The 24350-nt window shown below is 59.9% G+C and carries 20 protein-coding genes and 1 riboswitch; of the genes, 14 read left to right on the top strand and 6 right to left on the bottom strand.

Annotation, left to right across the window (positions count from 1 at the left end):
* Positions 1-39: 39 nt before the first annotated feature.
* On the bottom strand, positions 40-1476 hold the full coding sequence (locus tag NTD86_RS22755; RefSeq protein WP_262205633.1) for a TolC family outer membrane protein: 1437 nt from the start codon (positions 1474-1476) through the stop codon (positions 40-42).
* A gap of 195 nt (positions 1477-1671) precedes the next feature.
* Positions 1672-1777: riboswitch (TPP riboswitch) on the top strand.
* A 154-nt stretch (positions 1778-1931) separates the two neighbouring features.
* On the opposite strand from NTD86_RS22755, the gene thiC reads away from it, so the two are divergent.
* Together thiC and cytX are read left to right on the top strand one after the other, a co-directional pair.
* A complete protein-coding gene (thiC, locus tag NTD86_RS22750; RefSeq protein ID WP_262205631.1) occupies positions 1932-3821 on the top strand; it encodes a phosphomethylpyrimidine synthase ThiC in 1890 nt (629 codons plus the stop codon).
* Positions 3822-3925: 104 nt separating this feature from the next.
* Positions 3926-5191: a putative hydroxymethylpyrimidine transporter CytX gene (gene cytX, locus NTD86_RS22745; RefSeq protein ID WP_262205629.1), complete on the top strand. Its 1266-nt coding sequence runs from the start codon at positions 3926-3928 to the stop codon at positions 5189-5191.
* 88 nt (positions 5192-5279) lie between these two features.
* Here the strand turns inward: cytX and NTD86_RS22740 are convergent, their stop codons facing one another.
* On the bottom strand, positions 5280-6017 hold the full coding sequence (locus NTD86_RS22740; protein ID WP_262205627.1) for an RsiV family protein: 738 nt from the start codon (positions 6015-6017) through the stop codon (positions 5280-5282).
* 223 nt (positions 6018-6240) lie between these two features.
* Here NTD86_RS22740 and NTD86_RS22735 point away from each other — a divergent pair, with 223 nt between their 5' ends.
* The 9 genes from NTD86_RS22735 (at position 6241) to NTD86_RS22695 (ending at position 15575) form a co-directional block, all read left to right on the top strand.
* On the top strand, positions 6241-6864 hold the full coding sequence (locus tag NTD86_RS22735) for an NUDIX domain-containing protein (RefSeq protein WP_262205625.1): 624 nt from the start codon (positions 6241-6243) through the stop codon (positions 6862-6864).
* Positions 6855-7307, top strand: coding sequence for a DUF1249 domain-containing protein (locus NTD86_RS22730; protein WP_262205623.1), 453 nt, complete (start codon positions 6855-6857; stop codon positions 7305-7307). Before NTD86_RS22735 ends, NTD86_RS22730 begins: the two co-directional genes overlap by 10 nt.
* A 126-nt stretch (positions 7308-7433) precedes the next feature.
* Positions 7434-8249 carry a 3',5'-cyclic-AMP phosphodiesterase gene (cpdA, locus tag NTD86_RS22725; RefSeq protein ID WP_262205621.1) on the top strand — a complete coding sequence of 272 codons (816 nt, stop codon included), beginning with the start codon at positions 7434-7436 and terminating at the stop codon, positions 8247-8249.
* Positions 8250-8359: 110 nt separating this feature from the next.
* A complete protein-coding gene (locus NTD86_RS22720) occupies positions 8360-8968 on the top strand; it encodes a YqiA/YcfP family alpha/beta fold hydrolase (RefSeq protein ID WP_262205619.1) in 609 nt (202 codons plus the stop codon).
* A gap of 51 nt (positions 8969-9019) precedes the next feature.
* Positions 9020-10924, top strand: coding sequence for a DNA topoisomerase IV subunit B (gene parE, locus NTD86_RS22715; protein WP_262205617.1), 1905 nt, complete (start codon positions 9020-9022; stop codon positions 10922-10924).
* Positions 10924-11904 (top strand): esterase-like activity of phytase family protein, encoded by a 981-nt coding sequence (locus NTD86_RS22710; protein WP_262205616.1) that lies wholly within the window; start codon positions 10924-10926, stop codon positions 11902-11904. The genes parE and NTD86_RS22710 overlap by 1 nt, the downstream gene beginning before the upstream one ends.
* Entirely contained in the window at positions 11901-12422 is a 522-nt protein-coding gene (locus NTD86_RS22705) for a TIGR02281 family clan AA aspartic protease (RefSeq protein WP_262205615.1), read from the top strand. Before NTD86_RS22710 ends, NTD86_RS22705 begins: the two co-directional genes overlap by 4 nt.
* An 11-nt stretch (positions 12423-12433) precedes the next feature.
* Positions 12434-14698: a DNA topoisomerase IV subunit A gene (parC, locus tag NTD86_RS22700; RefSeq protein ID WP_262205613.1), complete on the top strand. Its 2265-nt coding sequence runs from the start codon at positions 12434-12436 to the stop codon at positions 14696-14698.
* Between the two features lie 172 nt (positions 14699-14870).
* Positions 14871-15575 carry a membrane integrity-associated transporter subunit PqiC gene (locus tag NTD86_RS22695; RefSeq protein ID WP_262205611.1) on the top strand — a complete coding sequence of 235 codons (705 nt, stop codon included), beginning with the start codon at positions 14871-14873 and terminating at the stop codon, positions 15573-15575.
* Positions 15576-15968: 393 nt separating this feature from the next.
* On the opposite strand, the gene NTD86_RS22690 is transcribed toward NTD86_RS22695, so the two are convergent.
* Entirely contained in the window at positions 15969-17507 is a 1539-nt protein-coding gene (locus NTD86_RS22690; protein WP_262205609.1) for an AhpA/YtjB family protein, read from the bottom strand.
* Between the two features lie 132 nt (positions 17508-17639).
* Here NTD86_RS22690 and serB point away from each other — a divergent pair, with 132 nt between their 5' ends.
* Positions 17640-18854: a phosphoserine phosphatase SerB gene (serB, locus tag NTD86_RS22685; RefSeq protein WP_262205608.1), complete on the top strand. Its 1215-nt coding sequence runs from the start codon at positions 17640-17642 to the stop codon at positions 18852-18854.
* A gap of 96 nt (positions 18855-18950) precedes the next feature.
* On the opposite strand, the gene asd is transcribed toward serB, so the two are convergent.
* The 3 genes from asd to NTD86_RS22670 are packed head-to-tail and all read right to left on the bottom strand — an operon-like array spanning position 18951 to position 22221.
* Complete coding sequence (asd, locus tag NTD86_RS22680) at positions 18951-19802, bottom strand: archaetidylserine decarboxylase (RefSeq protein ID WP_262205607.1); 852 nt, start codon at positions 19800-19802, stop codon at positions 18951-18953.
* Between the two features lie 9 nt (positions 19803-19811).
* A complete protein-coding gene (locus tag NTD86_RS22675; RefSeq protein WP_262205606.1) occupies positions 19812-20639 on the bottom strand; it encodes a rhodanese-like domain-containing protein in 828 nt (275 codons plus the stop codon).
* 43 nt (positions 20640-20682) lie between these two features.
* On the bottom strand, positions 20683-22221 hold the full coding sequence (locus tag NTD86_RS22670; protein ID WP_262205604.1) for an HDOD domain-containing protein: 1539 nt from the start codon (positions 22219-22221) through the stop codon (positions 20683-20685).
* 165 nt (positions 22222-22386) lie between these two features.
* Here NTD86_RS22670 and motA point away from each other — a divergent pair, with 165 nt between their 5' ends.
* The gene (motA, locus tag NTD86_RS22665) at positions 22387-23238 is read left to right on the top strand and encodes a flagellar motor stator protein MotA (RefSeq protein WP_262205602.1); all 852 of its coding nucleotides are present in this window, start codon (positions 22387-22389) and stop codon (positions 23236-23238) included.
* A 3-nt stretch (positions 23239-23241) separates the two neighbouring features.
* Positions 23242-24246 carry a flagellar motor protein MotB gene (motB, locus tag NTD86_RS22660; RefSeq protein ID WP_262205600.1) on the top strand — a complete coding sequence of 335 codons (1005 nt, stop codon included), beginning with the start codon at positions 23242-23244 and terminating at the stop codon, positions 24244-24246.
* Positions 24247-24350 lie beyond the last annotated feature (104 nt).

Below are 24350 nucleotides of genomic sequence, written 5' to 3'. Positions count from 1 at the left end.
ACAAAGCCGCCCCGCCCACCCCCGCTCCTACAGAGTTTTTTACTTACCGGCGTTACGAATGTTGGCAGCAGCTTCCTGGGCCAGGTCTGGCGGCAGGAAGTCTTTGTCCGGGTTGTAATCGGCTTTCAGATAACGCGACAACGCATCCAGATCGCCTGGGTTCAAGGTGCCCGCCGCCTGTTTAAGGCGCAGGTTGTCGAGGATGTAGTCATAGCGGCTGTTGTTGTAGTCGCGCACCGAGTTGTACAGCTGACGCTGGGCGTCGAGCACGTCAACGATGTTGCGTGTTCCCACCTGATAACCGATTTCCGTGGCTTCCAGGGCGCTCTGGTTCGAGATGATCGACTGCTTGCGTGCTTTGACTTGCTCGACATCGGTATTCACCGCGCGGTGCAGGTTGCGGGTGTTTTCTACCACTTGGCGGCGCAGTTGCTCACGCTGTTGCTCGGTCTGGTCCAGTCGTGAATACGACTCGCGCACCTGTGAGCTGGTCAGGCCGCCGCTGTAGATCGGGATATTCAACTGAATGCCGATGCTGGTCTGGTTGACCGGGCCACCGTAGCGCTGGTTCAGGGCGTTCGGGTTGGTCAGGCCGAATGCGTCGTTGTCACCGGATTTGTATTGCGCCACGGCGTCTACTGTCGGTGCATGGCCGGCCTTGCGCTGCTTGAGGGTGTCTTGCGCGGCGTCCACCGCGTAGTTACTGGCCAACAAGTTAAGGTTCTGCTGCGCGGCGGTGTCGACCCAGGCTTTGGCGTCGTTCGGCGTCGGCGGCAAAATCGGCAGGCTGTGGCGCATGCCCTCAATGGCGTTGTACTGGCGGTTGGTCAGCGTGACCAGCGCTTCAAAGGCGTCTTCGACCTGGCGCTTGGCAAGCATGCGGTTCGCCCGCGCAGTGTCGTAGCTGGCCTGGGATTGAAGCACGTCAGTCTTGTCCGACAGACCCACATCAAAACGCTCGCGGGACTGGTCCAGTTGACGCTTGAACGCTGCTTCTTCGGCCTTGGTCGCGGCCAGGGTGTCCTGGGCACGCAACACCGAGAAGTAAGCATTGGCGCTTTGTAGAATCAGGTTTTGTTCAGTGGCCGAGAGTTGCAGCGCAGCCTGTTCATTGATCGACTCGGCGGCCTTGAGCTGGAACCAGCGGTCAATGCGGAACAGCGGCTGGGCCAATGTGGCCTGGTACACCACCGCGCTGCGGTTGGTGGTCATCGACGGCCTGTCGATGGAGGTGCGCACATTACTCGACTCGGCGCCGCCCGACAGATTAGGCAGCAAGCCGGCGCGGGCCTGGGGTACAACTTCCTTTTGTGCCGAGTAGCTGGCACGTGCTGCCGCGAGATCGGCGTTATTGTCGACAGCTTCCTGGTAAACACTGACCAAGCCGTTCTGGCTGGATAAAGGAGCGGGCGAGTCCACAGCCAAAGCGTTGGTCGCCCAAGACACGGCGATAGCCAGCGTGAGTTTGCGCAGCATGAGCGATCCCTAGTTCAATAGTGCGAAATTGATTAGCGAGGCCGTGTTCTGGCTCTCGTTCTTGCAAGACGTAGCGAGTGTAGTAGCTTTGGGTGCAGAGAGCAGCCGCAAGTTGCAAGCTATAAGCGGCAAGTCAGATCCACACCAAAATCTTCCCGCGTGTAGCTAAAAGCTTGCCGCTGACATATATTGGCCGTGTTCTTGTCGGGGTGCCTTGATATGAGGCTGAGATCGAATAATTTCGGATCCCGTTGAACCTGATCAGGTTAGCGCCTGCGTAGGGAACAAGATTTCTCGTCTCCCGGCGAGTCCTCTTGAGTGCCGTCCGGGATCGATTGTTCAAAAAATGATCAATCGTTCGAGGTCGCCACTCAGCACCCAGTCCTTGGGTGCGTCCGTGCTTTTTTCAGGTTCTCCCTCCGACAATCCACCTGGATGCAGTCTGGAGAGCCGTGATGAGTACAACACTAAAAAACGCGATCAATCTCAGTGATTCGGCCAAGGTCGATGAGCAGTCGGTCAAGCCGTTTACCCGCTCGCAAAAAGTTTACGTACAGGGTTCGCGCCCGGACATTCTGGTGCCGATGCGTGAAGTCAGTCTCGATGTCACGCCGACCGATTTTGGCGGTGAAATCAACGCCCCGGTATTGATCTACGACACCTCCGGCCCTTATACCGACCCATCCGTGCAGATTGACGTGCGCAAAGGGCTGGGCGATGTGCGTTCGGCCTGGATCAACGACCGTGGCGACACCGAGCGCCTGTCGGGCTTGAGCTCCAACTTCGGCCAAATGCGCCTTGAAGACCCGGAGCTGACCAAACTGCGCTTCGCCCATGTGAAGAATCCGCGTCGCGCCAAGGCCGGGGCCAACGTGACCCAGATGCACTACGCGCGCCAGGGCATCATCACCGCCGAGATGGAATACGTTGCCATCCGCGAAAACATGAAGCTGCAAGAGGCGCGTGCCGCGGGCCTGCTGGACCAGCAACACGCCGGTCACAGCTTCGGCGCCAACATCCCGAAAGAAATCACCCCGGAGTTCGTGCGCGAAGAAATCGCCCGGGGCCGCGCAATCATCCCGGCCAACATCAACCACGTTGAGCTGGAGCCGATGATCATTGGCCGTAACTTCCTGGTGAAGATCAACGGCAACATCGGCAACAGCGCGCTGGGCTCCTCCATTGAAGAAGAAGTGGCCAAGCTGACCTGGGGTATTCGCTGGGGTTCGGACACGGTCATGGACTTGTCCACCGGCAAACACATTCACGAAACCCGCGAGTGGATCATCCGTAACTCGCCAGTGCCCATCGGCACCGTGCCGATTTACCAGGCGCTGGAAAAGGTCAACGGCGTGGCCGAAGACCTGACCTGGGAATTGTTCCGCGACACCCTGATCGAGCAGGCAGAGCAGGGCGTGGACTACTTCACCATCCACGCCGGCGTCTTGCTGCGCTACGTACCACTGACCGCCAAACGCGTGACCGGCATTGTGTCGCGCGGTGGCTCGATCATGGCCAAGTGGTGCCTGGCGCATCACAAAGAGAACTTCCTCTACACCCATTTCGACGAAATTTGCGAAATCATGAAGGCCTACGACGTCAGCTTCTCGCTGGGCGACGGCCTGCGTCCGGGCTCGATTGCCGACGCCAACGACGCGGCGCAGTTTGGTGAACTGGAAACCCTCGGCGAATTGACCAAAATCGCCTGGAAGCACGATGTGCAGTGCATGATCGAAGGCCCTGGCCACGTGCCGATGCAGTTGATCAAAGAGAACATGGACAAGCAGCTGGAGTGCTGCGACGAGGCGCCGTTTTACACCCTCGGCCCGCTGACCACCGACATTGCGCCGGGCTACGACCACATCACCTCGGGCATTGGCGCGGCCATGATCGGCTGGTTCGGGTGCGCCATGCTTTGCTACGTAACGCCCAAGGAACACCTGGGTTTGCCGAACAAGGATGACGTGAAGACCGGGATCATCACCTACAAAATCGCCGCCCATGCTGCCGACTTGGCCAAAGGCCACCCCGGAGCGCAAATCCGCGACAACGCCTTGAGCAAGGCGCGTTTCGAGTTCCGTTGGGAAGACCAGTTCAACCTGGGTCTGGACCCGGACACCGCGCGTTCCTACCACGACGAAACCCTGCCCAAAGACTCGGCCAAGGTCGCGCACTTCTGCTCCATGTGCGGGCCGAAATTCTGCTCGATGAAAATCACCCAGGAAGTGCGTATCTACGCCGCCAACCAGCGCATTGAAGCGGTTGACGTCGACGTGGCCAAAGGCCTGGCGGAACAGGCCGAGCGCTTCAAGCAGGAAGGCAGCCAGTTGTATAAAAAAGTCTAGCGACAGGCTTTTAGCTGCAAGCGGCAAGTTAGAAGCCAAAGCAGGTCCCGCTTCTTCTTGCCGCTTGTGGCTTGTGGCTAACCACTCTTTTCGAGACTGCATCTTTGAACATACAGACTGATAGCTATTCCCCTGGTAAAGCGATACCCCTCGAAAAGCGCGTCTTCGGGGCCCGCGATCTGTTCTCCCTGTGGTTCTCCCTAGGCGTGGGGCTGATGGTGTTGCAGACCGGTGCCTTGCTGGCGCCGGGGCTGGGCCTGTCGGGTGGGTTGCTGGCGATTTTTCTCGGCACGCTGGTTGGCGTGGCGTTATTGGCCTCGGTCGGGGTGATTGGCAGCGATACGGGGCTGTCTTCCATGGCTGCTTTAAGCCTGAGCCTGGGCAGTCGTGGCGCCATGCTGCCCGCGCTGCTCAACGTATTGCAGCTGATTGGTTGGGGGGCGTTCGAAATTATCGTCATGCGTGACGCTGCCAGCCTGCTGGGTGCCCGCGCGTTCAGCGAAGGCAGCGCGTGGAGCAATCCCGTGCTCTGGACACTGGTCTTCGGCGCTTTGGCCACGTTGCTCGCGGTCAGCGGGCCGCTGGCGTTTGTGCGCAAGATCTTGCGCAAATGGGGCATTTGGCTGCTGTTGGCAGCATGTCTGTGGCTCACCTGGAACCTGTTTGCCAAGGCTGACTTGCCAGCGTTATGGGCGCAGAAAGGCGACGGATCGATGCCTTTCGCGGTGGGTTTTGACATCGCCATCGCCATGCCGCTGTCGTGGCTGCCATTGATCGCTGACTATTCTCGTTTCGGCAAACGCGCCAAAAGCGTATTCGGCGCTACAGCGCTGGGCTTTTTGATCGGTAACTTCTGGTTGATGAGCCTGGGCGTGGCCTACACCTTGGCATTCGCGCCGAACGGCGAGGTCAATGCGCTGCTGTTGGCGCTGGCAGGTGCGGGGCTGGGGATTCCGTTGCTGCTGATCCTGCTCGACGAATCTGAAAACGCCTTCGCCGATATTCATTCGGCAGCGGTCTCCAGCGGGTTTTTGCTGCGCTTGAAGGTTGAGCATCTGGCATTGGTGATTGGCATCATCTGCACCTTGATCGCCTTGCTGGCGCCGCTGGCGCAGTACCAGAACTTCTTGCTGTTGATAGGCTCGGTATTTGCGCCGTTGTTCGGCGTGGTGCTGGTGGACCACTTCATTGTGCGTAAACGCAGCGCCGACGTAACGCCGGGCCTGCTGCGCTGGCCGACCTTGCTGGCCTGGTTGGGCGGAGTGGCGACGTATCACCTGCTGGCCAACTTCTACCCGGATGTCGGCGCAACCTTGCCGGCATTGTTGCTGGCCGGGCTGCTGATGTGGATGTTGGGCCGAAAAGCCTGACTCACAACCCACTGTAGGAGCTTGCCTTGCGATCTTTTGATCTTTTTAAAAGATCGCGAGGCAAGCTCGCTCCTACAGACGTTTGAGGTTAGCCGCGGCCCGGCAACCACTCCGGCTTGATAATCCCGTTCAAGCGCGAATAAGGGATGCTCAGTTCAACGTTGCCTTCAGAGTACGGTGCAATGCTGTACACGTCGTACTTGAGCACAACTTTGTCTTTGAGCAGCGCCACATTCGGGGTTTTCTGGAATGGCCAGTCTTTGACAAATTGCGGGTCGTTGCCAAGGTGTGAGTTGATCAACCAGCTGTTGTGCGCCACTTTGGCCGCACCCCAGAAGGCGTTCTCCTGGCCCGGGAGGAGCATGTCCTGCAGGGTCACTGCTTTCTGGTCCTTGCGTGACCAGTTGATGAAGCCACGTCCCGGCATGCCGTGTGCGCCGCCGGTGTCCAGGTAGCTGATCAGTTCAATGATCACCAAGTCGTCATGCTGCTCACGTACCTTGGCCTGCAAGTACATGCTGTTGCGGGTGTCGGCGTTACGCAAGAACTGCTCACGGTAGGCACTCAGCGACGGCGCGAGCTTGTCGTCGGGCGAGTTGACGGTCATTTTCAGCAGACTTTGTTCGATCAGGGCGTCCAGCTTCGGGTCGGCCGCAAAGTGAACGGTTTCAATGTTGACCAGCGGGCAGTCATCCCCTTTGCAGCCGGCTTTGACCTGTTCGGAGGCATCGGGAGTAAACGCCAACGGCTTGGGTTGGAAAACACTCTGGCAAGCACCCAGCGCCAGGGCGATGCAAGTCAGGGAAGCCAGTTTTAACAGTGACATGGTCGTCCTTCATCAACGAAAGAAAGGTGAACGTAGGCTCGTTCGACTGCCAACGCGGGCGTCAGTTCGCCGCTAAGCTTTAAGGTGCCAATTAGAGTTGGTTTGCAGGCAATCCGTCTATCCCCACGTTATAAAAGGGGCTGCATCCAGAACCACAGGCGCGTTAGGATGCGCGATGCCGTGGGGGCCACCCCGGTGTGAATCTGCCAGCAAGAGGTTTTACATGACTGATATCACCAAGGCCACGCCCAGCGCTGTCGAGATCGTAAAGCGCGAGAACGGCTATCAGGGTTTTTACAAACTGGACCGGGTCTTCCTGCGCCATGAGCTGTTTGACGGTGGCATGAGCCGTGAGATCAGTCGTGAAGTGTTTGTACGTCATGATGCGGTATGCGTGTTGCCCTATGACCCGCAGCGCGACGAGGTGGTGCTGATTGAGCAATTTCGCGTCGGCGCCATGGGTAAGATCGAAAACCCGTGGTTGATCGAACTGGTGGCCGGTCTGATCGACAAAGAAGGCGAAGATGACCCTGAAGACATTGCCCGCCGCGAAGGCGAAGAAGAGGCCGGGCTGACGTTCTCGGCGTTGTGGCCGATTACCCGCTATTTCCCGTCACCCGGTGGCAGCACCGAGTTCGTGCATGTGTTCCTGGGGCGCTGCGACAGCTCTGACGCAGGCGGTATCCACGGCCTGGACGAAGAAGCCGAAGATATTCGAGTCACTAAATGGGCGTATGAAGATGCGCTTCAAGCAGTACGCGATGGACGTATTTCTAACGCGGCGAGCATTATTGCCCTGCAGTGGTTGGCGCTTAATCGCGCTGAAGTGAGGGGGTTATGGCTGTAAATGGGGTCCGTGAGCGTTACCGAGTTGACTTGATTGGCTTGCAGGCTGCCTGCGAGGCCAACTATGCGCGTTTGATGCGCTTGTTGCCCGATATGCGCGAGCAACCGAGCGCGCGACAGATTGCGGTCACTCAGGGCGAACAGATGCTCGGTGTCTTGACCCTTGAGGTGATGCTCGACTGCCCGTATACCAGCACTTTGCGCGTGCGCCAGGAACACAGCCTGCCGTGGCTGCCGGTGCCGGAACTGCAGGTGCAGGTGTACCACGATGCGCGCATGGCCGAAGTGATCGGCGCTGAGCATGCGCGGCGCTTTCGCAGCATCTATCCTTACCCGAATGATGCGATGCATCAGCCAGACGAAAAGGCCCAGCTCAATGTGTTTCTGGGTGAGTGGCTGAGCCATTGCCTGGCCTGCGGGCACGAGTACGCCGACGTCCGCTAGGGACCTTTATCTGTAGGAGCCTCGCGATCTTTTAAACGAACAAAAAGATCGCAAGGCAAGCTCGCTCCTACAGAGGGATAGGCAGTGGCATAATCGCGCCATTCATCGACCCACCGGGAGAACGCCTTGCCCAACGCTTCCACGCTGACCACCGAAGACCCGGTGTTGCTGGTGCAACTGACCGACAGCCATTTGTTTGCCGACGCAGACGGTTCGCTGCTGGGGCTAAACACTGCGCACAGTTTGCAACGGGTGGTCGACAAGGCGCGTGCCGAGCAGCCGCAGATCGATCTGCTGCTGGCCACCGGTGATTTGACCCAGGATGGCAGCGTTGCAGCGTATCGGCGGTTTCGGCAATTGAGTGAGCCGCTGTGCGCGAAAGCACGCTGGCTCCCCGGCAATCACGATTATCGACTGCATATGCACGAGGCGGCCGTGCAAACCCGTCTGCTGGACCCGGTACTCGATATCGGCAACTGGCGCATTATTCTGCTCAACTCGCTGGTTCCCGGCGAGACGCCCGGTTACCTGGAGAGCGATCAATTACAGTTGCTCGCCCAAGCGTTGAGCGAAGCCCCGCAGCGTCATCATCTGGTCTGTTTGCATCACCACCCGGTGCCGGTGGGCTGTGAGTGGATCGAACCCATCGGCCTGCGCAATGCCAAGGAATTCTGGGCTGTGCTGGACCGCTTCCCACAGGTCCGTGCCGTGCTCTGGGGGCATATTCACCAGCCGTTCGATCAACAGCGCAATGGGGTTCGCCTGCTGGCCACACCGTCAACCTGTGTTCAGTTCACCCCTGGCAGCAAAGACTTTGATGTGAGCGGCGAGGCGCCCGGCTATCGCTGGATTCGGCTTGAGCCAGAAGGCTCGCTGGACACCGGGGTGTCGCGGCTGGAAGACTTTGTGTTCACGCCCGATTACAGCGCGAACAATTATTGAGTGGCCCGGCCCGGAATCATCTTGAAACGCCAGCACGCCCTTGAGTCAGGCTAAACTGCACGTCTTTAGGGATACTGCGTTCGGCTAAATCTGTACTCGGGAGTAAATGCATGTCGGGTTCCATCTTGTATATCCATGGTTTCAATAGCGCTCCCGAGTCGAAAAAAGCCACCCAGCTCATCTCGGTGATGGAGCAACTGGGCTTGGGCGATCAATTGCGGGTGCCGGCCTTGCACCATCATCCGCGTGAGGCCATGGCCCAATTACAGGCGGCAATCAGCGAGCTGGGCCGTCCGCTGCTGGTCGGCAGCTCGCTCGGCGGCTACTATGCGACCTACTTGGCCGAACAGCACGGGCTCAAGGCCTTGCTGGTCAACCCGGCCGTCAGCCCGCATCGGATGTTCGACGGTTACCTGGGCACGCAAACCAACCTGTACAGCGGTGAAACCTGGGAGTTGACCCACGACCACGTGGTCACCCTGGGCACTCTTGAAGTGCCAGCGCCACAAGACCCGCAGCGTTATCAGGTATGGTTGCAAACCGGCGACGAAACCCTGGATTACCGCCATGCCGAAAAGTACTACGCAGCGTGTGCGTTGCGCATTGAGGGCGGTGGGGATCACAGTTACCAGGGCTTTGCCCGGCAACTGCCTGCATTGCTGAGTTTTGCCGGCATTGCTTCACATCAGTTTCAAGCCATCGACTTCGCAGCCCTTTAAGGCGGCGGTCAGATGGACCTTATTTTTATTGACGACTAACGACGAGACCCTATGGCCACTCCCAGCGCTAGCTCTTATAACGCAGACGCCATCGAAGTCCTCTCGGGCCTCGACCCGGTGCGCAAACGCCCCGGCATGTACACCGACACCAGCCGGCCCAACCACTTGGCCCAGGAAGTCATCGACAACAGCGTCGACGAAGCCCTGGCCGGTCACGCCAAATCGGTGCAAGTCATCTTGCACGCCGACCACTCGCTGGAAGTCAGCGACGACGGGCGCGGCATGCCGGTGGACATTCACCCGGAGGAAGGCGTTTCAGGTGTCGAACTGATCCTGACCAAGCTCCACGCGGGTGGCAAGTTTTCGAACAAGAACTACCAGTTCTCCGGCGGCCTGCACGGCGTTGGGATCTCGGTGGTGAACGCCTTGTCGACCCAGGTGCGGGTCAAGGTCAAGCGCGACGGCAACGAATACCAGATGACCTTCGCCGATGGCTTCAAGGCCACCGACCTCGAAGTGGTCGGCACGGTCGGCAAACGCAACACCGGGACCAGCGTGTACTTTGCGCCGGACCCCAAGTATTTCGATTCCCCCAAGTTTTCGGTCAGCCGTCTCAAGCACGTGCTCAAGGCCAAGGCAGTTTTGTGCCCGGGCCTGCTGGTCAGCTTTGAAGACAAAGGCGCCGGCGAAAAGGTTGAGTGGCACTACGAAGACGGCCTGCGTTCGTACCTGGTCGATGCGGTCAGCGAGTTCGAGCGCCTGCCGGACGAGCCGTTCTGCGGCAGCCTGGCGGGTAATAAAGAAGCCGTCGACTGGGCGCTGCTGTGGTTGCCGGAAGGCGGCGACAGCGTGCAGGAAAGCTACGTCAACTTGATCCCGACCGCTCAGGGCGGCACGCACGTCAACGGCCTGCGCCAAGGCTTGCTCGACGCCATGCGCGAGTTCTGCGAGTTCCGCAGCCTGCTGCCGCGAGGCGTCAAGCTGGCGCCCGAAGACGTGTGGGAACGCATTGCCTTTGTGCTGTCGATGAAAATGCAGGAACCGCAGTTCTCCGGCCAGACCAAAGAGCGCCTGTCGTCCCGTGAAGCGGCGGCGTTTGTTTCAGGTGTGGTCAAAGACGCATTCAGCCTGTGGCTCAACGCCAACCCCGAACTGGGCATGCAATTGGCGGAGCTGGCGATCAACAACGCCGGTCGTCGTCTCAAGGCCAGCAAAAAGGTCGAACGCAAGCGCATCACCCAAGGGCCGGCCTTGCCGGGCAAACTGGCCGATTGCGCCGGGCAGGACCCGATGCGCTCCGAGCTGTTCCTGGTGGAAGGTGACTCCGCAGGCGGTTCGGCCAAGCAAGCGCGGGACAAAGAGTTCCAGGCGATCCTGCCGTTGCGCGGCAAGATCCTCAACACCTGGGAAGTGGATGGCAGCGAAGTGCTGGCCAGCCAGGAAGTACACAACATTGCCGTGGCCATCGGTGTTGATCCCGGTGCGGCCGACATGAGCCAGTTGCGCTACGGCAAAATCTGCATCCTCGCCGACGCCGACTCCGACGGCCTGCACATTGCCACCTTGCTCTGCGCCCTGTTTGTGCAGCACTTCCGGCCACTGGTCGACGCCGGTCATGTGTACGTGGCCATGCCGCCGCTGTACCGGATCGACCTGGGCAAAGAGATTTTCTACGCCCTCGACGAAGCCGAGCGCGATGGCATTCTCGACCGCCTGGTGGCCGAAAAGAAACGCGGCAAGCCGCAGGTCACGCGATTCAAGGGGCTGGGCGAAATGAACCCGCCGCAACTGCGCGAAACCACCATGGACCCGAACACCCGGCGCCTGGTGCAGCTAACCCTGGAAGACTTTGCCGCGACCTCGGAAATGATGGACATGCTGCTGGCGAAGAAACGCGCCGGTGACCGCAAGTCCTGGCTGGAATCCAAAGGCGATCTGGCGCAGGTGCTGGCCTGATGCGCAGTGCCTTGTTGGCACTGCTGTGTGTGAGCGTGGCCCCGGCCATGGCTGACACATGGCCGGAGCTGGCATTGAAATCCGAGCATCCGGTCGACGGCATGCGCGGGGGCAACCTGTCCGGCCTGGCATTGTGCCAGGGCGAAGTCTGGGCGGTGTCGGATCGCGATGATGATCAGATTTACCGTCTGGACACCCGTAACACGCAATGGCAGGCCGAGGCGGTGGCCATTGACGTGCCGCCTGCGCCCGAAAGCGGCTTGCCGTGGGGCGTGCGCATGATGGGGAAGGTCGTCAGCTCGATGCGTGGTGGCCACCTGGATTTTGAAGGCATCACGTGTGATGACGCGGGTAACCGTTACGTGGTCAGTGAAGGCCATGCTGCGGTGCTGTTAGTGCCGCCGATAGGGGCGCCTTCGTGGCTGAAAATCGATCCGTCGCTGGTGCGTCAGGCCCGTGCCAGCGGCATGTTGCTGCACTTCAATGCCTTGTTTGAAGGCATTGTGGTCAACCCGCAGGGCAATCAGATCTGGCTGGCGGCCGAGCGCGAGCGCCGGGGGCTGCTGACCATTCGCAAAAAACAAAGCGTGTGGGACTGTGAAAACGGCTGCGTGTTGATGAGCGAAGGCGGGCCTGAACAACCGCCGCCGCAACTCAAGGCCAAACCCCAGCAGAAGGACTTTTCTGATCTGGCGCTGTTCGAGGGCAAGCTGTTCACCCTCGAGCGCATGGCTTACCGCGTGTGCCGTCGCACCCTGGACACCGGTGAAGTCGAGCGCTGCTGGTCGTTTGCCAACGACGCCCTGACCCCGGAGCGCTTGTACAAAAGCCCGTATGGCAACGCCGAAGCCTTGATCATCGATGCCCAAGGCGCCTGGATCGGCGTGGATAACGGCAACCATGTGCGGGCCGATGGGGAAAAACGGCCCATCGTTTGGCGCTTTGATGCGCCGCAAGGTGGCTGGAGCGCCAAGTCATGAGCCAGCAAGCTCCGGGCAAGGGCGTGGGGCGCGTCTTCATGATCGTGGCCTGGTGCGCTGGCCTGTACCTGGCCACCCAGTTTTTCGGGCGCTGGGAACAGCGCCAGCAAAACCCCAATAGCGAAGTCACTTCGCAGCAGGGCGAGGGTTATATCGAAGTGACCTTGCGTGGCAACGTGCAGGGGCATTTTGTCGCCAGCGGCCGTATCAACAACGTGCCGGTGGAGTTTTTACTGGATACCGGGGCCACCGATGTGGCGGTCCCGCAGGAACTGGCCAGGCAACTGGCCTTGCCCAAAGGTGTACCCGTGACCCTGAGCACCGCCAATGGCCGGGTTCAGGGCTACCGCACCCAGATCGACCGCCTGCAACTGGGCGCCATCGTGTTGCGCGACGTGCGTGCAGTGGCGGCCCCGGGGCTTGAAGGCGAGCAAGTGCTGCTGGGCATGAGCGCGTTGAACAAACTTGAATTTACCCAGCGCGACGGCACCATGCTGTTGCGCCAGACAACGAACTGAATGAGGTCCGCATGAGCGACTCCCTTGATCTCAGCCTGGACGGCGTAGAACGCCGGTCACTGGCCGACTTCACAGAACAGGCCTACCTCAACTACTCCATGTACGTGATCATGGACCGGGCCTTGCCGCACATCGGCGACGGCCTCAAGCCGGTACAGCGGCGTATCGTGTACGCCATGAGCGAGCTGGGGCTGGACGCCGACGCCAAGCACAAGAAATCGGCGCGTACCGTCGGTGACGTGCTCGGCAAGTTCCACCCGCACGGGGACTCGGCCTGCTACGAAGCCATGGTGCTGATGGCCCAGCCGTTCAGCTATCGCTACACGCTGGTTGACGGGCAGGGCAACTGGGGTGCGCCGGATGATCCCAAATCTTTCGCGGCCATGCGTTACACCGAGGCGCGGCTGTCGCGCTATTCCGAAGTGCTGCTCAGCGAACTGGGCCAGGGCACGGCGGATTGGGTCCCGAACTTTGACGGTACCCTCGACGAACCGGCGGTGTTGCCCGCACGTTTGCCGAATATTCTGCTCAATGGCACCACCGGCATCGCCGTGGGCATGGCCACTGACGTACCGCCGCACAACCTGCGCGAAGTCGCCAGCGCCTGTGTGCGTTTGCTCGACGAGCCCAAGGCTACGGTCGAGCAACTGTGCGAGCACATCAAGGGCCCAGACTACCCGACCGAAGCAGAAATCATCACCCCGCAGGCTGATCTGCTGAAGATCTACCAGACCGGCCGTGGCTCGGTGCGCATGCGTGCCGTGTACCACGTTGAAGACGGCGACATCGTTGTGACCGCCTTGCCGCACCAGGTCTCGGGCGCCAAGGTGCTGGAGCAGATCGCCGCGTTGATGCAGGCCAAGCCGACCAAGCTGGCGATGGTGACTGACCTGCGTGATGAGTCCGACCACGAAAACCCGTGCCGCATCGTGATCATCCCGCGCAGCAACAAGGTGGATGTCGACGAACTGATGCAGCACCTGTTCGCCGTGACCGATCTGGAGTCGACCTTCCGGGTCAACATCAACATCATCGGCCTGGACGGCAAACCGCAGCTGAAAAACCTGCGCTCCCTGCTGGTGGAGTGGCTGGAGTTCCGGGTGCAAACCGTGCGCCGCCGCCTGCAGTTTCGCCTCGATAAAGTCGAGCGCCGCCTGCACCTGTTGGACGGCTTGCTGACCGCTTACCTGAACCTCGACGAAGTGATCCACATCATTCGCACCGAGGAACACCCCAAGGCCGAGCTGATCGCCCGTTTTGACCTGTCTGAAACCCAGGCCGATTACATCCTCGACACGCGTTTGCGCCAATTGGCCCGCCTCGAAGAGATGAAACTGCGCGATGAACAAAACGCGCTGTTGAAAGAGCAAGCCAAACTGCAAACCTTGCTGGGCAGCGAAGCCAAGCTGAAAAAGCTGGTGCGCAGCGAACTGCTGGCCGACGCCGAAACCTATGGCGACGACCGTCGTTCACCGATCGTGGCCCGCGCAGAAGCCAAGGCCTTGTCGGAAAACGAACTGATTCCGACCGAAGCCGTTACGGTGGTGTTGTCTGAAAAAGGCTGGGTGCGTTGTGGTAAAGGTCACGACCTGGACGCGACCGGTTTGTCTTATAAAGCGGGCGACGGTTACAAGACTGCTGCGGCCGGGCGCTCCAATCAGTTTGCCGTGTTCATTGACTCCACCGGGCGTAGCTACTCGGTGGCAGCGCACACGCTGCCATCGGCCCGTGGTCAGGGCGAGCCACTGACTGGGCGTCTGACGCCGCCGCCAGGAGCTACCTTTGAATGCGTATTGCTGCCTGAAGATGACGCGCTGTATGTGATCGCCTCGGATGCCGGTTACGGTTTTGTGGTTAAAGGTGAAGACCTGCAAGCCAAGAACAAAGCCGGTAAAGCCTTGCTGACCCTGCCAAAAGGCGCGCAAGTGATGCTGCCGCGCCCGGTAGCTGATCGTGAAAACAACTGGCTGGCTGCGGTGACCACCGAAGGTCGGCTGTTGATCTTCAAAGTCAGCGACCTGCCGCAGTTGGGCAAGGGCAAAGGCAACAAGATCATTGGCATCCCGGGCGAGCGCGTGGCCAGTCGCGAAGAATACGTGACTGACCTTGCCGTGCTGCCGGGCAACGCCACGCTGGTGTTGCAGGCGGGCAAGCGCACCTTGTCGCTCAAGGCCGACGATCTTGAACACTACAAAGGCGAGCGTGGACGTCGCGGTAACAAGCTGCCGCGTGGCTTCCAGCGCGTGGACGCGTTGTTGGTAGAGACGCCTGCCTAAGCGCAGTGCGCCGATCTGCGTTTTTTCGCGCAGATCGGCGTTACGGTGCTGGAGTCATGCCCGATATTCACGGATGATATGGCGCTCTTTCGCACAGCTAATGGCGATTTGCCCTAATATTTTCTGAGAATGACACTGTGGCGTGCCGAGCGGCGGCCACCTGGATGGAATGATGAACGTTCTGCGCCTTCCTTTAATTGCGTTGCTGGCCGGTGTGCTTGGCCTGGCGGGGTGCAGCGTGCACCAGCCAGCGTCCCTGTACCAACTGGACAGCGGCAACCCTGGCCAGCCTAAGCAAAGTGCTGGCATGGCAGTACTGCTTGGCCCGGTGACCGTTGCGGACTACCTGCAGCGCGAAACCCTGTTACAGCGTCAAACCGATGGCAGCCTGAGCGCAGCGACCGATGGTCGTTGGGCGGGCAGTTTGTCATCAGACATTGACCAACTGCTGGTCCGCCAACTGGCATGGCGTTTGGACAGCCAGCGTGTAGTGTTGGCTCCGGCCACGGCGGGTTTTGCCCCGGACGTACAAGTGCTGCTGTCGATCACCCGGTTAGACTCTGGCAAAAGCCAGCCTGCGATCCTCGATGCACAATGGCGCTTGCTTGACCGTCGCGGCCAGGTGCGTGACAGCCGCATGGTGCACCTTGAGCAAAAGCACGATGGCAGCACGGCTGATCAGGTCCGCGCCCAGGGTGAGTTGTTGCAGCAACTGAGCGAGCAACTGACCGTGGCGCTCAAGCCGTTGGCCAACCAGCCGCCCTTGATCGAACCGCGCAAGCCCGAAGCCAAGCCAGCGCCCAAGCAGGATGTGAACAGGCCGAAAATCCCGACGGCTTCACCGATTCGCACCGACATGGAAGTGTTTCGCTTCTGAGGTGATGGCCAGAAAGCAAAAATCCCGCATGTGTGCGGGATTTTTTTTGTAGATCCAAAACCCCTCACCCCAACCCTCTCCCGGAGGGAGAGGGGGCTTTGCGAGGTGTTCTCAGGTTTAGCGCAAGAGCTTCAGGTTGCTGATGCCCTTCAGGGGCCGCCAATCAGTTCCTCGCCAGAGGGAAAGGGCTTTGCGAGGTGTTCTCAGGTTCGGCGCAAGAACTTGAGATTGCTGATGTCCTAGGGTCCGCCAATCAGTTCCTCGCCAGAGGGAGAGAGCTTTACCAAGGTGTTCTCGGGTTCGGCGCAAGAACTTGAGGTTGCCGATGTCCTTCAGTATCCCCCAATCAGTCCCCTCTCCCTCTGGGAGAGGGCTAGGGTGAGGGCTTTGGCTTTACACGCGGTTCTCATGCATCCGCGCCAGTTGGCGTTCAAGCATGGACGGATAAGGCTCCATCAAGCGCTCAACGCAGCAGGCGCCTTCAGGGCTGGCAATCGGGCGGATGCGGGCACGCTGGCGGATCAGCGCGTCGTCACTGATCTTGCGCTCTACCAACAACAGGTTGCGGCTGTGCTGCGACAACGCCAAGGCGTCTTGGGCCGTCTCTGTCAGCAGCAAGTCGATCTGGCTCATGCCGCTCAAGCCTTCGCCCAAGACCAGGCCTAACTGCAGTTGCAATGTTATGCCGCTGTCCGCGACTTCAATTTGCAAGGCATGGCCCAGCGCACGCAGCAATTCGCCGCAGCAAATGGCGTTGGTGAGGTAGTCTTCGCCGCTGTCGTCACTGTGAAATAGCATCAGCGTGCTGCCATCGTTCAGCGTGTGCAGTTCGCTCTGGTACAACGAGGCTGCCTGATTCAGGCAGTCGCGATAGCGCTCCAGCAGTTCCATCAGGCGGGCACGTGGCAGGCGGCGCAGTTGCTCTTGAGCGCCCAGTTGCACGGCCAGTACAGCGCTCGGCTGCGGTGCGACCGGCTTGGTCGGCTGCGGTTTGGCCACCACCGCCGGTGCATCCGGAGCGGTGTCGCGCAAGTCGGCAAACGGGTCTTCGTCGTCGTTTTCGTCTTCTTCAGCAGTGATGACCTGGCGTGGCGCAGCTTTGGGCGCCGGTGCAGGCGGGGTTTCATCAAAGCCCGGGTCACGCAGATTACGGACTTCAAACGCCGGCTCGTCTTCTTCGGCCTCTTCGTAGTCGTTCTCGTCGTATTCCGGTTCTGGCTCGGGTTCCGGCTCAGGCGCTGGCGGGGCCAGGCGCGTGTGCAACTGACGGGCGAGGTCGCCGATTTCATCCTGGCGGTTGATGGCCGGAGTGTAAGGGTCCGGCTCGCGCAGCCAGACACGCAGCTGCAACAATGGTGTCGTAATGTTTCTGCCCAAACGCAAGCTCAAGGCCAACGCCAGTGCCAGCAAAATGGCACTCAGGATGCCCATGCTCTGCAAGCTGATGGTCATCGGCTGTTCGAACTGGTGCATGTCCAGGCTGATACGCAAATGCCCGGCTGTCACATCCTGAAAGGTGATCTTGGTCTGATACACGCCTTCGGTTTCGCCCAGCAGACTGCTTTTTGGGCGTTGTCCGGCTTCGGCGAGGATGCGGTTGTCGACGCTATAAATGGCAGCGTGCGCGACCAGCGGGTTTTTGGTCAGGTTATTGAGCAGCACATTGAGGCTGAGGATGTCGTTGGACACCAACAGCTCTGTCGCCGAGGTGGCTGTTTGAGTGGTCAGGCTCTGACCCAGCGCATCGGCTTGTTCGTGCATGGCCTGTTTGAACTGCAAGCCCATGACTACCGCATAAATGACCAACGCCAACGCGACCAGAATCACGTTGTGGCTGGCAATACGCAGAGCAATCGGAACGCGTCTATCGCGCAGGGCCCGGAAGATCAGCAGGAAGAAGTTATCGGTTTTGACAGGCGATGGCCGGTTCACTGAGCGCGGCTCTTAGTCCGTTAAGTTGGTGCGCAGTATAGCGAGCAGCCCTGAGGCGGCAAAGCCTTGGCGATGCCCGATGGTCACTGAAAGTGGGTAGAATGCGTTTTTTTTAGCGAATGGGGGTGTGCCTTGCGCGAAATCGTCCTGATAAACATCACCGGTGAAGACCGTCCGGGTCTCACTGCGGCCATCACCGGCGTGCTGGCAAGCAATGGTGTGAATATTCTCGACATCGGTCAGGCCGTCATCCATGGCGTTTTGTCGTTGGGTTTTTTGGTGGATATTCCCGAAGCCGAGCAAGTCTCCGCCGTGCTTAAAGACCTCCAGCCCTTGATTGCCAATGAGGGGCTGCAGCTGCGTTTTGACCCGATCACTGAAGAGCATTACCAGCGCTGGGTCAGCGAACAGAGCCAGAAGCGCCATGTGGTCACGCTGATGAGCCGGCAGGTGACGGCCACTGAGTTGCAACGCGTGACGTCGGTGATCAGCCAGCACGGGCTGAACATCGAGCAGACCGATCGTCTGTCGGGCCGCGTACCGCTGGATGCTCCGACCGAGTTGAGCAAAAGCTGCATCGAATTGCGAGTGGTCGGCGAACTGGCCGACATCGACGCCTTGCGCGCAGCCTTCTTCAACCTGGCGCAAGAGCTCAAGGTCGACATCGCCTTGCAGGAAGACACCCTGTTCCGTCGCAATCGCCGCCTGGCGGTATTCGACATGGACTCCACACTGATCGAAGCAGAAGTGATCGACGAGCTGGCCAAGGCTGCGGGCGTGGGCGACAAAGTGTCGGCCATCACCGAGCGCTCCATGGCCGGTGAGCTGGACTTCAAGGCCAGCTTCAAAGAGCGTCTGGCGCTGCTGCAAGGCCTGGACGTGAGTGTGTTGGACTCGATCGGCGCTTCGCTGCGGCTGACCGAAGGGGCAGAAGTGCTGTTTGCCGAGCTCAAGCGTCTGGGCTACAAAACCGCCATTCTGTCGGGTGGCTTTACCTACTTCGCCAAGCAATTGCAGGCCAAGCTGGGTATCGACTATGTGTTCGCCAACGAGCTGGAAGTGGTGGATGGCAAAGTGACTGGCGTGGCAGTCGAGCCGATTGTGGATGCACAGCGCAAGGCAGATTTGCTGACGGAGCTGGCGCGCAAGGAAGGCTTGAGCCTGGAGCAGACCATTGCGGTCGGTGACGGCGCCAATGACCTGCCGATGCTGGCCATTGCGGGTTTGGGTGTGGCGTTCCGCGCCAAGCCGCTGGTTAAAAAATCGGCTAAGTACGCGATCACGACCCTGGGTCTGGATGGCGTGTTGTACCTGCTGGGCCAGCGCGACCGCAACAGCCAGGGCTAAGCGTTGACGCAGCCCCTGTAGGAGCGAGCTTGTCTCGCGATCTTTTGATGGTTAAAAAGATCGCGAGGCCTGCCCGCTCCAGCAGAGGTAAAGGCGTTATTCGCCGATCTTCTGGCCCATCATCACCGGCGAACCTGCCGCCAGGCTTTCAGCCCATTTCACTTGCTCCGGGCCAAACAACACGATGGCCGTCGAGCCCAGTTTGAAACGTCCCAGCTCTGCACCTTTTTCCAAGTGGATCGGCGCACGGGCAGCTTCGTCGTAACGGAAGGTTTTCAGCTCGCGTTTAGGCGGCGTCACCAGACCGGCAAATACCGTTTCAATCGAGGCCACGATCATCGCGCCCACCAATACCACGGCCATTGGGCCGCGTTCGGTATCAAAAATGCACACTGCACGCTCGTTGCGCGCGAACAGCTCTGGCACGTTTTCGGCGGTGGTCTGGTTTACCGAAAACAGGCGGCCTGGCACGTAGATCATCTCGCGCAGGGTGCCCGCCAAGGGCATGTGCACGCGGTGGTAGTCTTTTGGCGACAGGTAAATCGTGGCGAATTCGCCGCCCATGAACTGCGACGCAACGGCCGCATCGCCGCCCACCAGTTCCAGCACGCTGTAGCTGTGGCCTTTGGCCTGGAACACGCGGCCGTGTTCAATCGCGCCCAGCTGGCTGATTGCACCATCGGCCGGGCTCAGGATGGCTCCCGGGGTTTGGTCTAGTGGGCGGGCGCCGTCTTTCAGGGCGCGGGTGAAGAACGCGTTGAAGTGCTCGTACGCCGTTACGTCCTCAATCAGCGCCTGGGACATGTCCACTTGGTAACGCTTGGCGAACCAGGTGGTGAACGCATTTTTGAACCAACGCACGCGGCATTCGGCAACACAGCCTGCCAGGCGCGACAACAGGTGATGCGGCAACAGGTACTGACTCAAGAGGAACAAACGCTTTTTCATGCAAAATCCTTAGTGTTTTACAGACGGCTCAACAGGCGTGTCAGGGTGGTTGCCCCATTCGCCCCAGGAACCGGCATAGGCTTTGACGCGCGGGTAACCGAGCGCTTTTGCGACCAGATAGGTAAAGCCAGAGCGGTGGTGGGTCTGGCAGTGGGTAATCACTTCTTTGTCCGGCGTGATCCCGAGGTCCTTGAGGATTTCAGGCATGTCGGTGCGGATGCGCAGGCTGCGGGTTTGATCCATGCCGGCGGTCCATTCAAAGTTCTTCGCCCCCGGAATGTGGCCGCCCTTGGCTGCCAGCACTTTTTCACCGCGGTATTCCGCTGCGCTGCGGGCATCCCAGATGGCCAGGTCAGCCGCGCCCAGACGGCTTTGCAGGTACTCGCGGGTGGCGGTGGGTGCGTCGTTAATGGTCAGAGCAACCGGACCGCCCACGGCAGGCGGTACGTCTTGAGTGACCTCGTAGCCTTCAGCAATCCAGGCGTGAATACCCCCGTCCAGGTAGTGATAGGCACCGTGCCCGATTACATCCAGTAACCAAATAAATCGCCCGGCCCAGCCACCGCCTTCGTCGTCATAGACCACGTACACCGCGTTGGGGTTATGCCCCAGTTCACCCAACAGCGCTTCAAGCGCTGCCTGGCTCGGCATCAGCCCCGGGGCCGGTGGCAGGCCCAGTTGTGTGCGTTTTGGCTCGACAAAACGGGCGCCTGGGATATGCCCGGCTTCGTAGCGTGCAGCGCTGCTCAGGTCGACCACGATCAGATGGGGCGCATCGAGCCGGGCGTGCAGGTCCCGGGGTTCGATGACTAACGGCAAGCCAGAGAAGTCAGGCATGGGTTCTCCAGAGCAAAAAAAGGGCTCAATTGTAGCGCAAGCGCTAGCGCCCGCGAGTAGTAAAGGTGTGCAGCGCCCGCTCGATGCATTGAGCAGTTTTACCGAATGCCTGCACGCTGGTTTCCGAAAACGGTCTGCCATCCTGGTCGGCCAGCACCAGCATGACTACGCGCCCGTTATTGCTGAGCGAGCGTAACAGCAGATGCTCACCGGGGAACAGGCTGCGCAACTGAGCGGGCAGGGCGGCCGAAATCACGGCGTTGTTCTCGGGTGTCAGGCGCACTTGCACCGGTTGCGCCATCAAGCGTTGCAGAGCGGCACTGTGGCTGACATTGAAAGTCAGGTCGAACGCTGACGTGGGCAGCCCGAAGAGTTGAAAGGCCCGCAGGGCGCTCGAGGTTTTATCGGCCATCAGCACCATGATCCGGCGCATGCCGCACGCCTGCAGCGCTTCGCGGGCGCACAGGGTCAGGTGCATCGGGTTGGCGAAGGCCGTTGGTTCTTCCAGCAATTGACCGCAGAGTTTGCGCCAGGTCTTCAAGTCTTGCGCCGACGGTGGCGGAGCGGGTTGGCCGTGGGTGTTGACGCGGCGTTCATCCCAGGGCATGAGCAAGGCCAGAGCCGGGTGCCAGAGCCCCGGTGTTGAATGATAGCGGGCACTGCTCGCGGCATTCTGGTGCACTTGCTGCTGCACGTCATGCAAGGGCTGTTGCAGGTACAGGCTGGTCAAATATTGCCAACGCAGATTATGCGGCGTGTCCCAGCCCTGTTGCGCCGACAGTGCCAGGCCATTGGCCAGCAACAGGCTGTTGGCGGGGTGTCCCAGCCAGCGGCGCAGGGCCGGATCGGCGTCCAGATGTTGCTGCTGCAGCAATGGCCGATGGTTGTCGCGGGCAATATGCAGCACGCGAATCAGCGTGCGTTTGTCATCAGTGATCACCGCGTAGCCCTGCATCACCCAGTCGGGCAACCGCCACAGCTGGGCCAGTGCGCGGCAGATCTCGAACAGACGTACGCCAAACAGCGCCCTTTCAACTTTGCTGGCGCACTCGCCTTTGTGAATCACCCGGGCTTCCCATGCTTCAAGCTGCTGGGGATGGCTCACGGCCATGGCCCACAACGGCGAGAAGAACAACAAACTGCCCCAGTACACTTCTTGCCACAATCTGGCCAGGCGGTTGCCGAACAGGCCAATCCCTTGCTGGGCCGCGTGCTGGCTGATGAGTAGAACTTGGCGCAAGGCGACAGGGATGTCTTGCGCCGGCAGCACGGGCATGCGCTCAAGCAGTTCCTGGGTGCGTTTCAAACCCAGCCGGTTCAGCGCCACTTCTAGGCTTTCGGCCGGCTCGGTCAGGCTATTGTGGGTGTGTTGATTAGCTTCGCGGATCAGGCTCAGCGCCAGTGCCGGGCTGTCTTGCATGACTTCGGCAATGTCGCGCAATGAACGGCGACTGTCAGCGAGGGTCTTACTCACCAGCGTGTGGCTTTGCTGCGGGATCGGCAAAGGCACCGCGTCCAGGAGGGTGACCCACGCATCCAGGGAAGAAGGTGTGACAGTCGATGCAGCGTTTTCATTAGCCATGATGGTCGCACGGTCATGATCAAATGTTGAAAGGCCTTACAGGGCCAAATGGCTTTTCGCCTTGAACGGCTATAGTCTGGCGCAGATTTGCCGATAAGAATAAGAAGAGTTTTAGCGACGCTGGAATATGACCTTGAATCGGACTCAATAAGTACCCTATGACCTATGGCTAAAATTATCGGCATCATCGTCGTGTTTGCGAGTGTGCTCGGCGGCTACGTACTCTCTCACGGCAAGATCGGAGCGCTGATTCAGCCTTTCGAAGTCATGATCATTGGTGGGGCCGCGTTTGGTGCATTCCTGCAAGCCAACCCCGGTTACATGACCCTGCACGTGATCAAAAAATCACTCAGCATGTTCGGTTCGCGCTTTACCCACGCTTTCTACCTGGACGTGCTGGGGCTGGTGTACGAGATCCTCAACAAGAGCCGCCGTGAAGGCATGATGGCCATTGAGGCGGATATCGAAGACGCGGCGGCCAGCCCGATCTTCGCCAAATACCCGGCTGTATTGAAAGACGAGCGCATGACCGCGTTTATCTGCGATTACCTGCGCATCATGTCTTCGGGCAACATGGCTCCCCACGAGTTGGAGGGGCTGTTCGATATGGAATTGTTCAACCTCAAAGAAGAACTTGAACACCCTTCCCACGCGATTACCGGCATTGCCGACGGGATGCCCGGCTTCGGCATTGTGGCAGCGGTACTTGGCATTGTTGTGACAATGGCCTCGCTGGGTGATGGCGACCAGGCGGCGATCGGCATGCACGTAGGGGCGGCGCTGGTGGGGACGTTCTTCGGTATTCTCGCGGCCTACGGCTTCTTCGGCCCCCTGGCGACCTCGCTGGCGCATGATGCCAAAGAAGAACTCAACGTGTATGAGTCGATCAAAGCTTCGCTGGTGGCCTCGGCTTCTGGCATGCCGCCGTCGCTGGCGGTCGAGTTTGGTCGCAAGGTGCTTTACCCCAAGCACCGGCCGAGCTTCTCGGAGCTGGAACAAGTGGTTCGCGGTCGCTGAGTTATGGAAAACAACCAGCCGATCATCATCAAGCGCGTCAAGCGCTATGCCGCAGGCCATCATGGCGGCGCCTGGAAGATCGCCTTTGCTGACTTCGCCACGGCAATGATGGCGTTCTTTCTGGTGTTGTGGCTGATCACTGCGGCGACACCAGAACAGAAACTGGCCATCGGCGGTTACTTCAAAGACCCGATCGGCTTCTCCGACAGTGGGACGCCGTATGTCATCGACCTGGGCGGCACGCCTGCCTTGGCGCCGGAAAAAACCCTCAACCCCGACGAAAAGCTGGAACCTGTGCCGGACAAGGTCAAAATTGACGAAGACCAGATCCAGAGCATGGCCGAGCAGGTTGAGAAAGAGCGCCTCGAGCTGCTGCTACAAGAGTTGCAGAACAAGGTCGAAGAGAACCCTCAGCTCAAAAAATTCAAAGACCAGTTGCTGTTTGAAATCACCCCGGACGGCCTGCGGATTCAGATCATGGACGCCGCCAACCGGCCGATGTTTGATGTGGGCAGTGCGCGCCTCAAGCCGTATTTCGAAGATATCTTGCTGGCCATGGCCGACACCATTGGCGCGGTGCCCAACAAGATCAGTATCAGCGGCCACACCGACGCGACGCCGTATGCGGGCACCGGTGATTTCGGCAACTGGGAATTGTCGGCCAACCGCGCCAATGCGGCACGGCGTACGCTGGTGGCGGGCAGTTACCCCGATAGCCAGGTGGCGCGTGTGGTGGGCTATGCCTCTTCAGTTCTGTTCGACAAGGCCAGCCCGACCAACCCGATCAACCGCCGGATCGACATCGTGGTGCTGACTAAAAAGGCCCAGCAGGCGATTGAGGGCGAGCAGGGGGCTGAGCCGGTCAAGGCTGAGCAACTGCCCAAAGCGCCGGCAGACCCGATCACCTTGCCGCCCGAACAACAGCCAAAGCCGATGCATGAAGAACGCCAGAAGCTGAACTTGTTTGATGACCCGGCGCCGCCCTCACCCGGAGGGAGAGGAGGCTAACCGAGTAAATTTCGAGGGCGCCGCCAGGCGTTCAGACCAGAGAAAATCTGCCGGAACCCCCAATCGGTTCCCTCTCCTTCGGGAGAGGGCCAGGGTGAGGGCTC

This window comes from Pseudomonas sp. 7P_10.2_Bac1, assembly GCF_025465935.1.
GTDB lineage: Bacteria > Pseudomonadota > Gammaproteobacteria > Pseudomonadales > Pseudomonadaceae > Aquipseudomonas.
This window is presented reverse-complemented; position numbering and strand designations above follow the sequence as displayed.

Excerpts from the sequence above, each read along its gene's own strand:
- NTD86_RS22705 (WP_262205615.1), top strand. The coding sequence starts at position 11,901 with ATGAGCCAGCAAGCTCCGGGCAAGGGCGTGGGGCGCGTCTTCATGATC.
- parC (WP_262205613.1), top strand. The coding sequence starts at position 12,434 with ATGAGCGACTCCCTTGATCTCAGCCTGGACGGCGTAGAACGCCGGTCA.
- NTD86_RS22730 (WP_262205623.1), top strand. The coding sequence starts at position 6,855 with ATGGCTGTAAATGGGGTCCGTGAGCGTTACCGAGTTGACTTGATTGGC.
- NTD86_RS22670 (WP_262205604.1), bottom strand. The coding sequence starts at position 22,221 with ATGGCTAATGAAAACGCTGCATCGACTGTCACACCTTCTTCCCTGGAT.
- thiC (WP_262205631.1), top strand. The coding sequence starts at position 1,932 with ATGAGTACAACACTAAAAAACGCGATCAATCTCAGTGATTCGGCCAAG.
- NTD86_RS22755 (WP_262205633.1), bottom strand. The coding sequence starts at position 1,476 with ATGCTGCGCAAACTCACGCTGGCTATCGCCGTGTCTTGGGCGACCAAC.
- NTD86_RS22740 (WP_262205627.1), bottom strand. The coding sequence starts at position 6,017 with ATGTCACTGTTAAAACTGGCTTCCCTGACTTGCATCGCCCTGGCGCTG.
- NTD86_RS22720 (WP_262205619.1), top strand. The coding sequence starts at position 8,360 with ATGTCGGGTTCCATCTTGTATATCCATGGTTTCAATAGCGCTCCCGAG.
- parE (WP_262205617.1), top strand. The coding sequence starts at position 9,020 with ATGGCCACTCCCAGCGCTAGCTCTTATAACGCAGACGCCATCGAAGTC.
- NTD86_RS22695 (WP_262205611.1), top strand. The coding sequence starts at position 14,871 with ATGAACGTTCTGCGCCTTCCTTTAATTGCGTTGCTGGCCGGTGTGCTT.
- NTD86_RS22735 (WP_262205625.1), top strand. The coding sequence starts at position 6,241 with ATGACTGATATCACCAAGGCCACGCCCAGCGCTGTCGAGATCGTAAAG.
- asd (WP_262205607.1), bottom strand. The coding sequence starts at position 19,802 with ATGAAAAAGCGTTTGTTCCTCTTGAGTCAGTACCTGTTGCCGCATCAC.
- NTD86_RS22710 (WP_262205616.1), top strand. The coding sequence starts at position 10,924 with ATGCGCAGTGCCTTGTTGGCACTGCTGTGTGTGAGCGTGGCCCCGGCC.
- NTD86_RS22675 (WP_262205606.1), bottom strand. The coding sequence starts at position 20,639 with ATGCCTGACTTCTCTGGCTTGCCGTTAGTCATCGAACCCCGGGACCTG.
- motB (WP_262205600.1), top strand. The coding sequence starts at position 23,242 with ATGGAAAACAACCAGCCGATCATCATCAAGCGCGTCAAGCGCTATGCC.
- motA (WP_262205602.1), top strand. The coding sequence starts at position 22,387 with ATGGCTAAAATTATCGGCATCATCGTCGTGTTTGCGAGTGTGCTCGGC.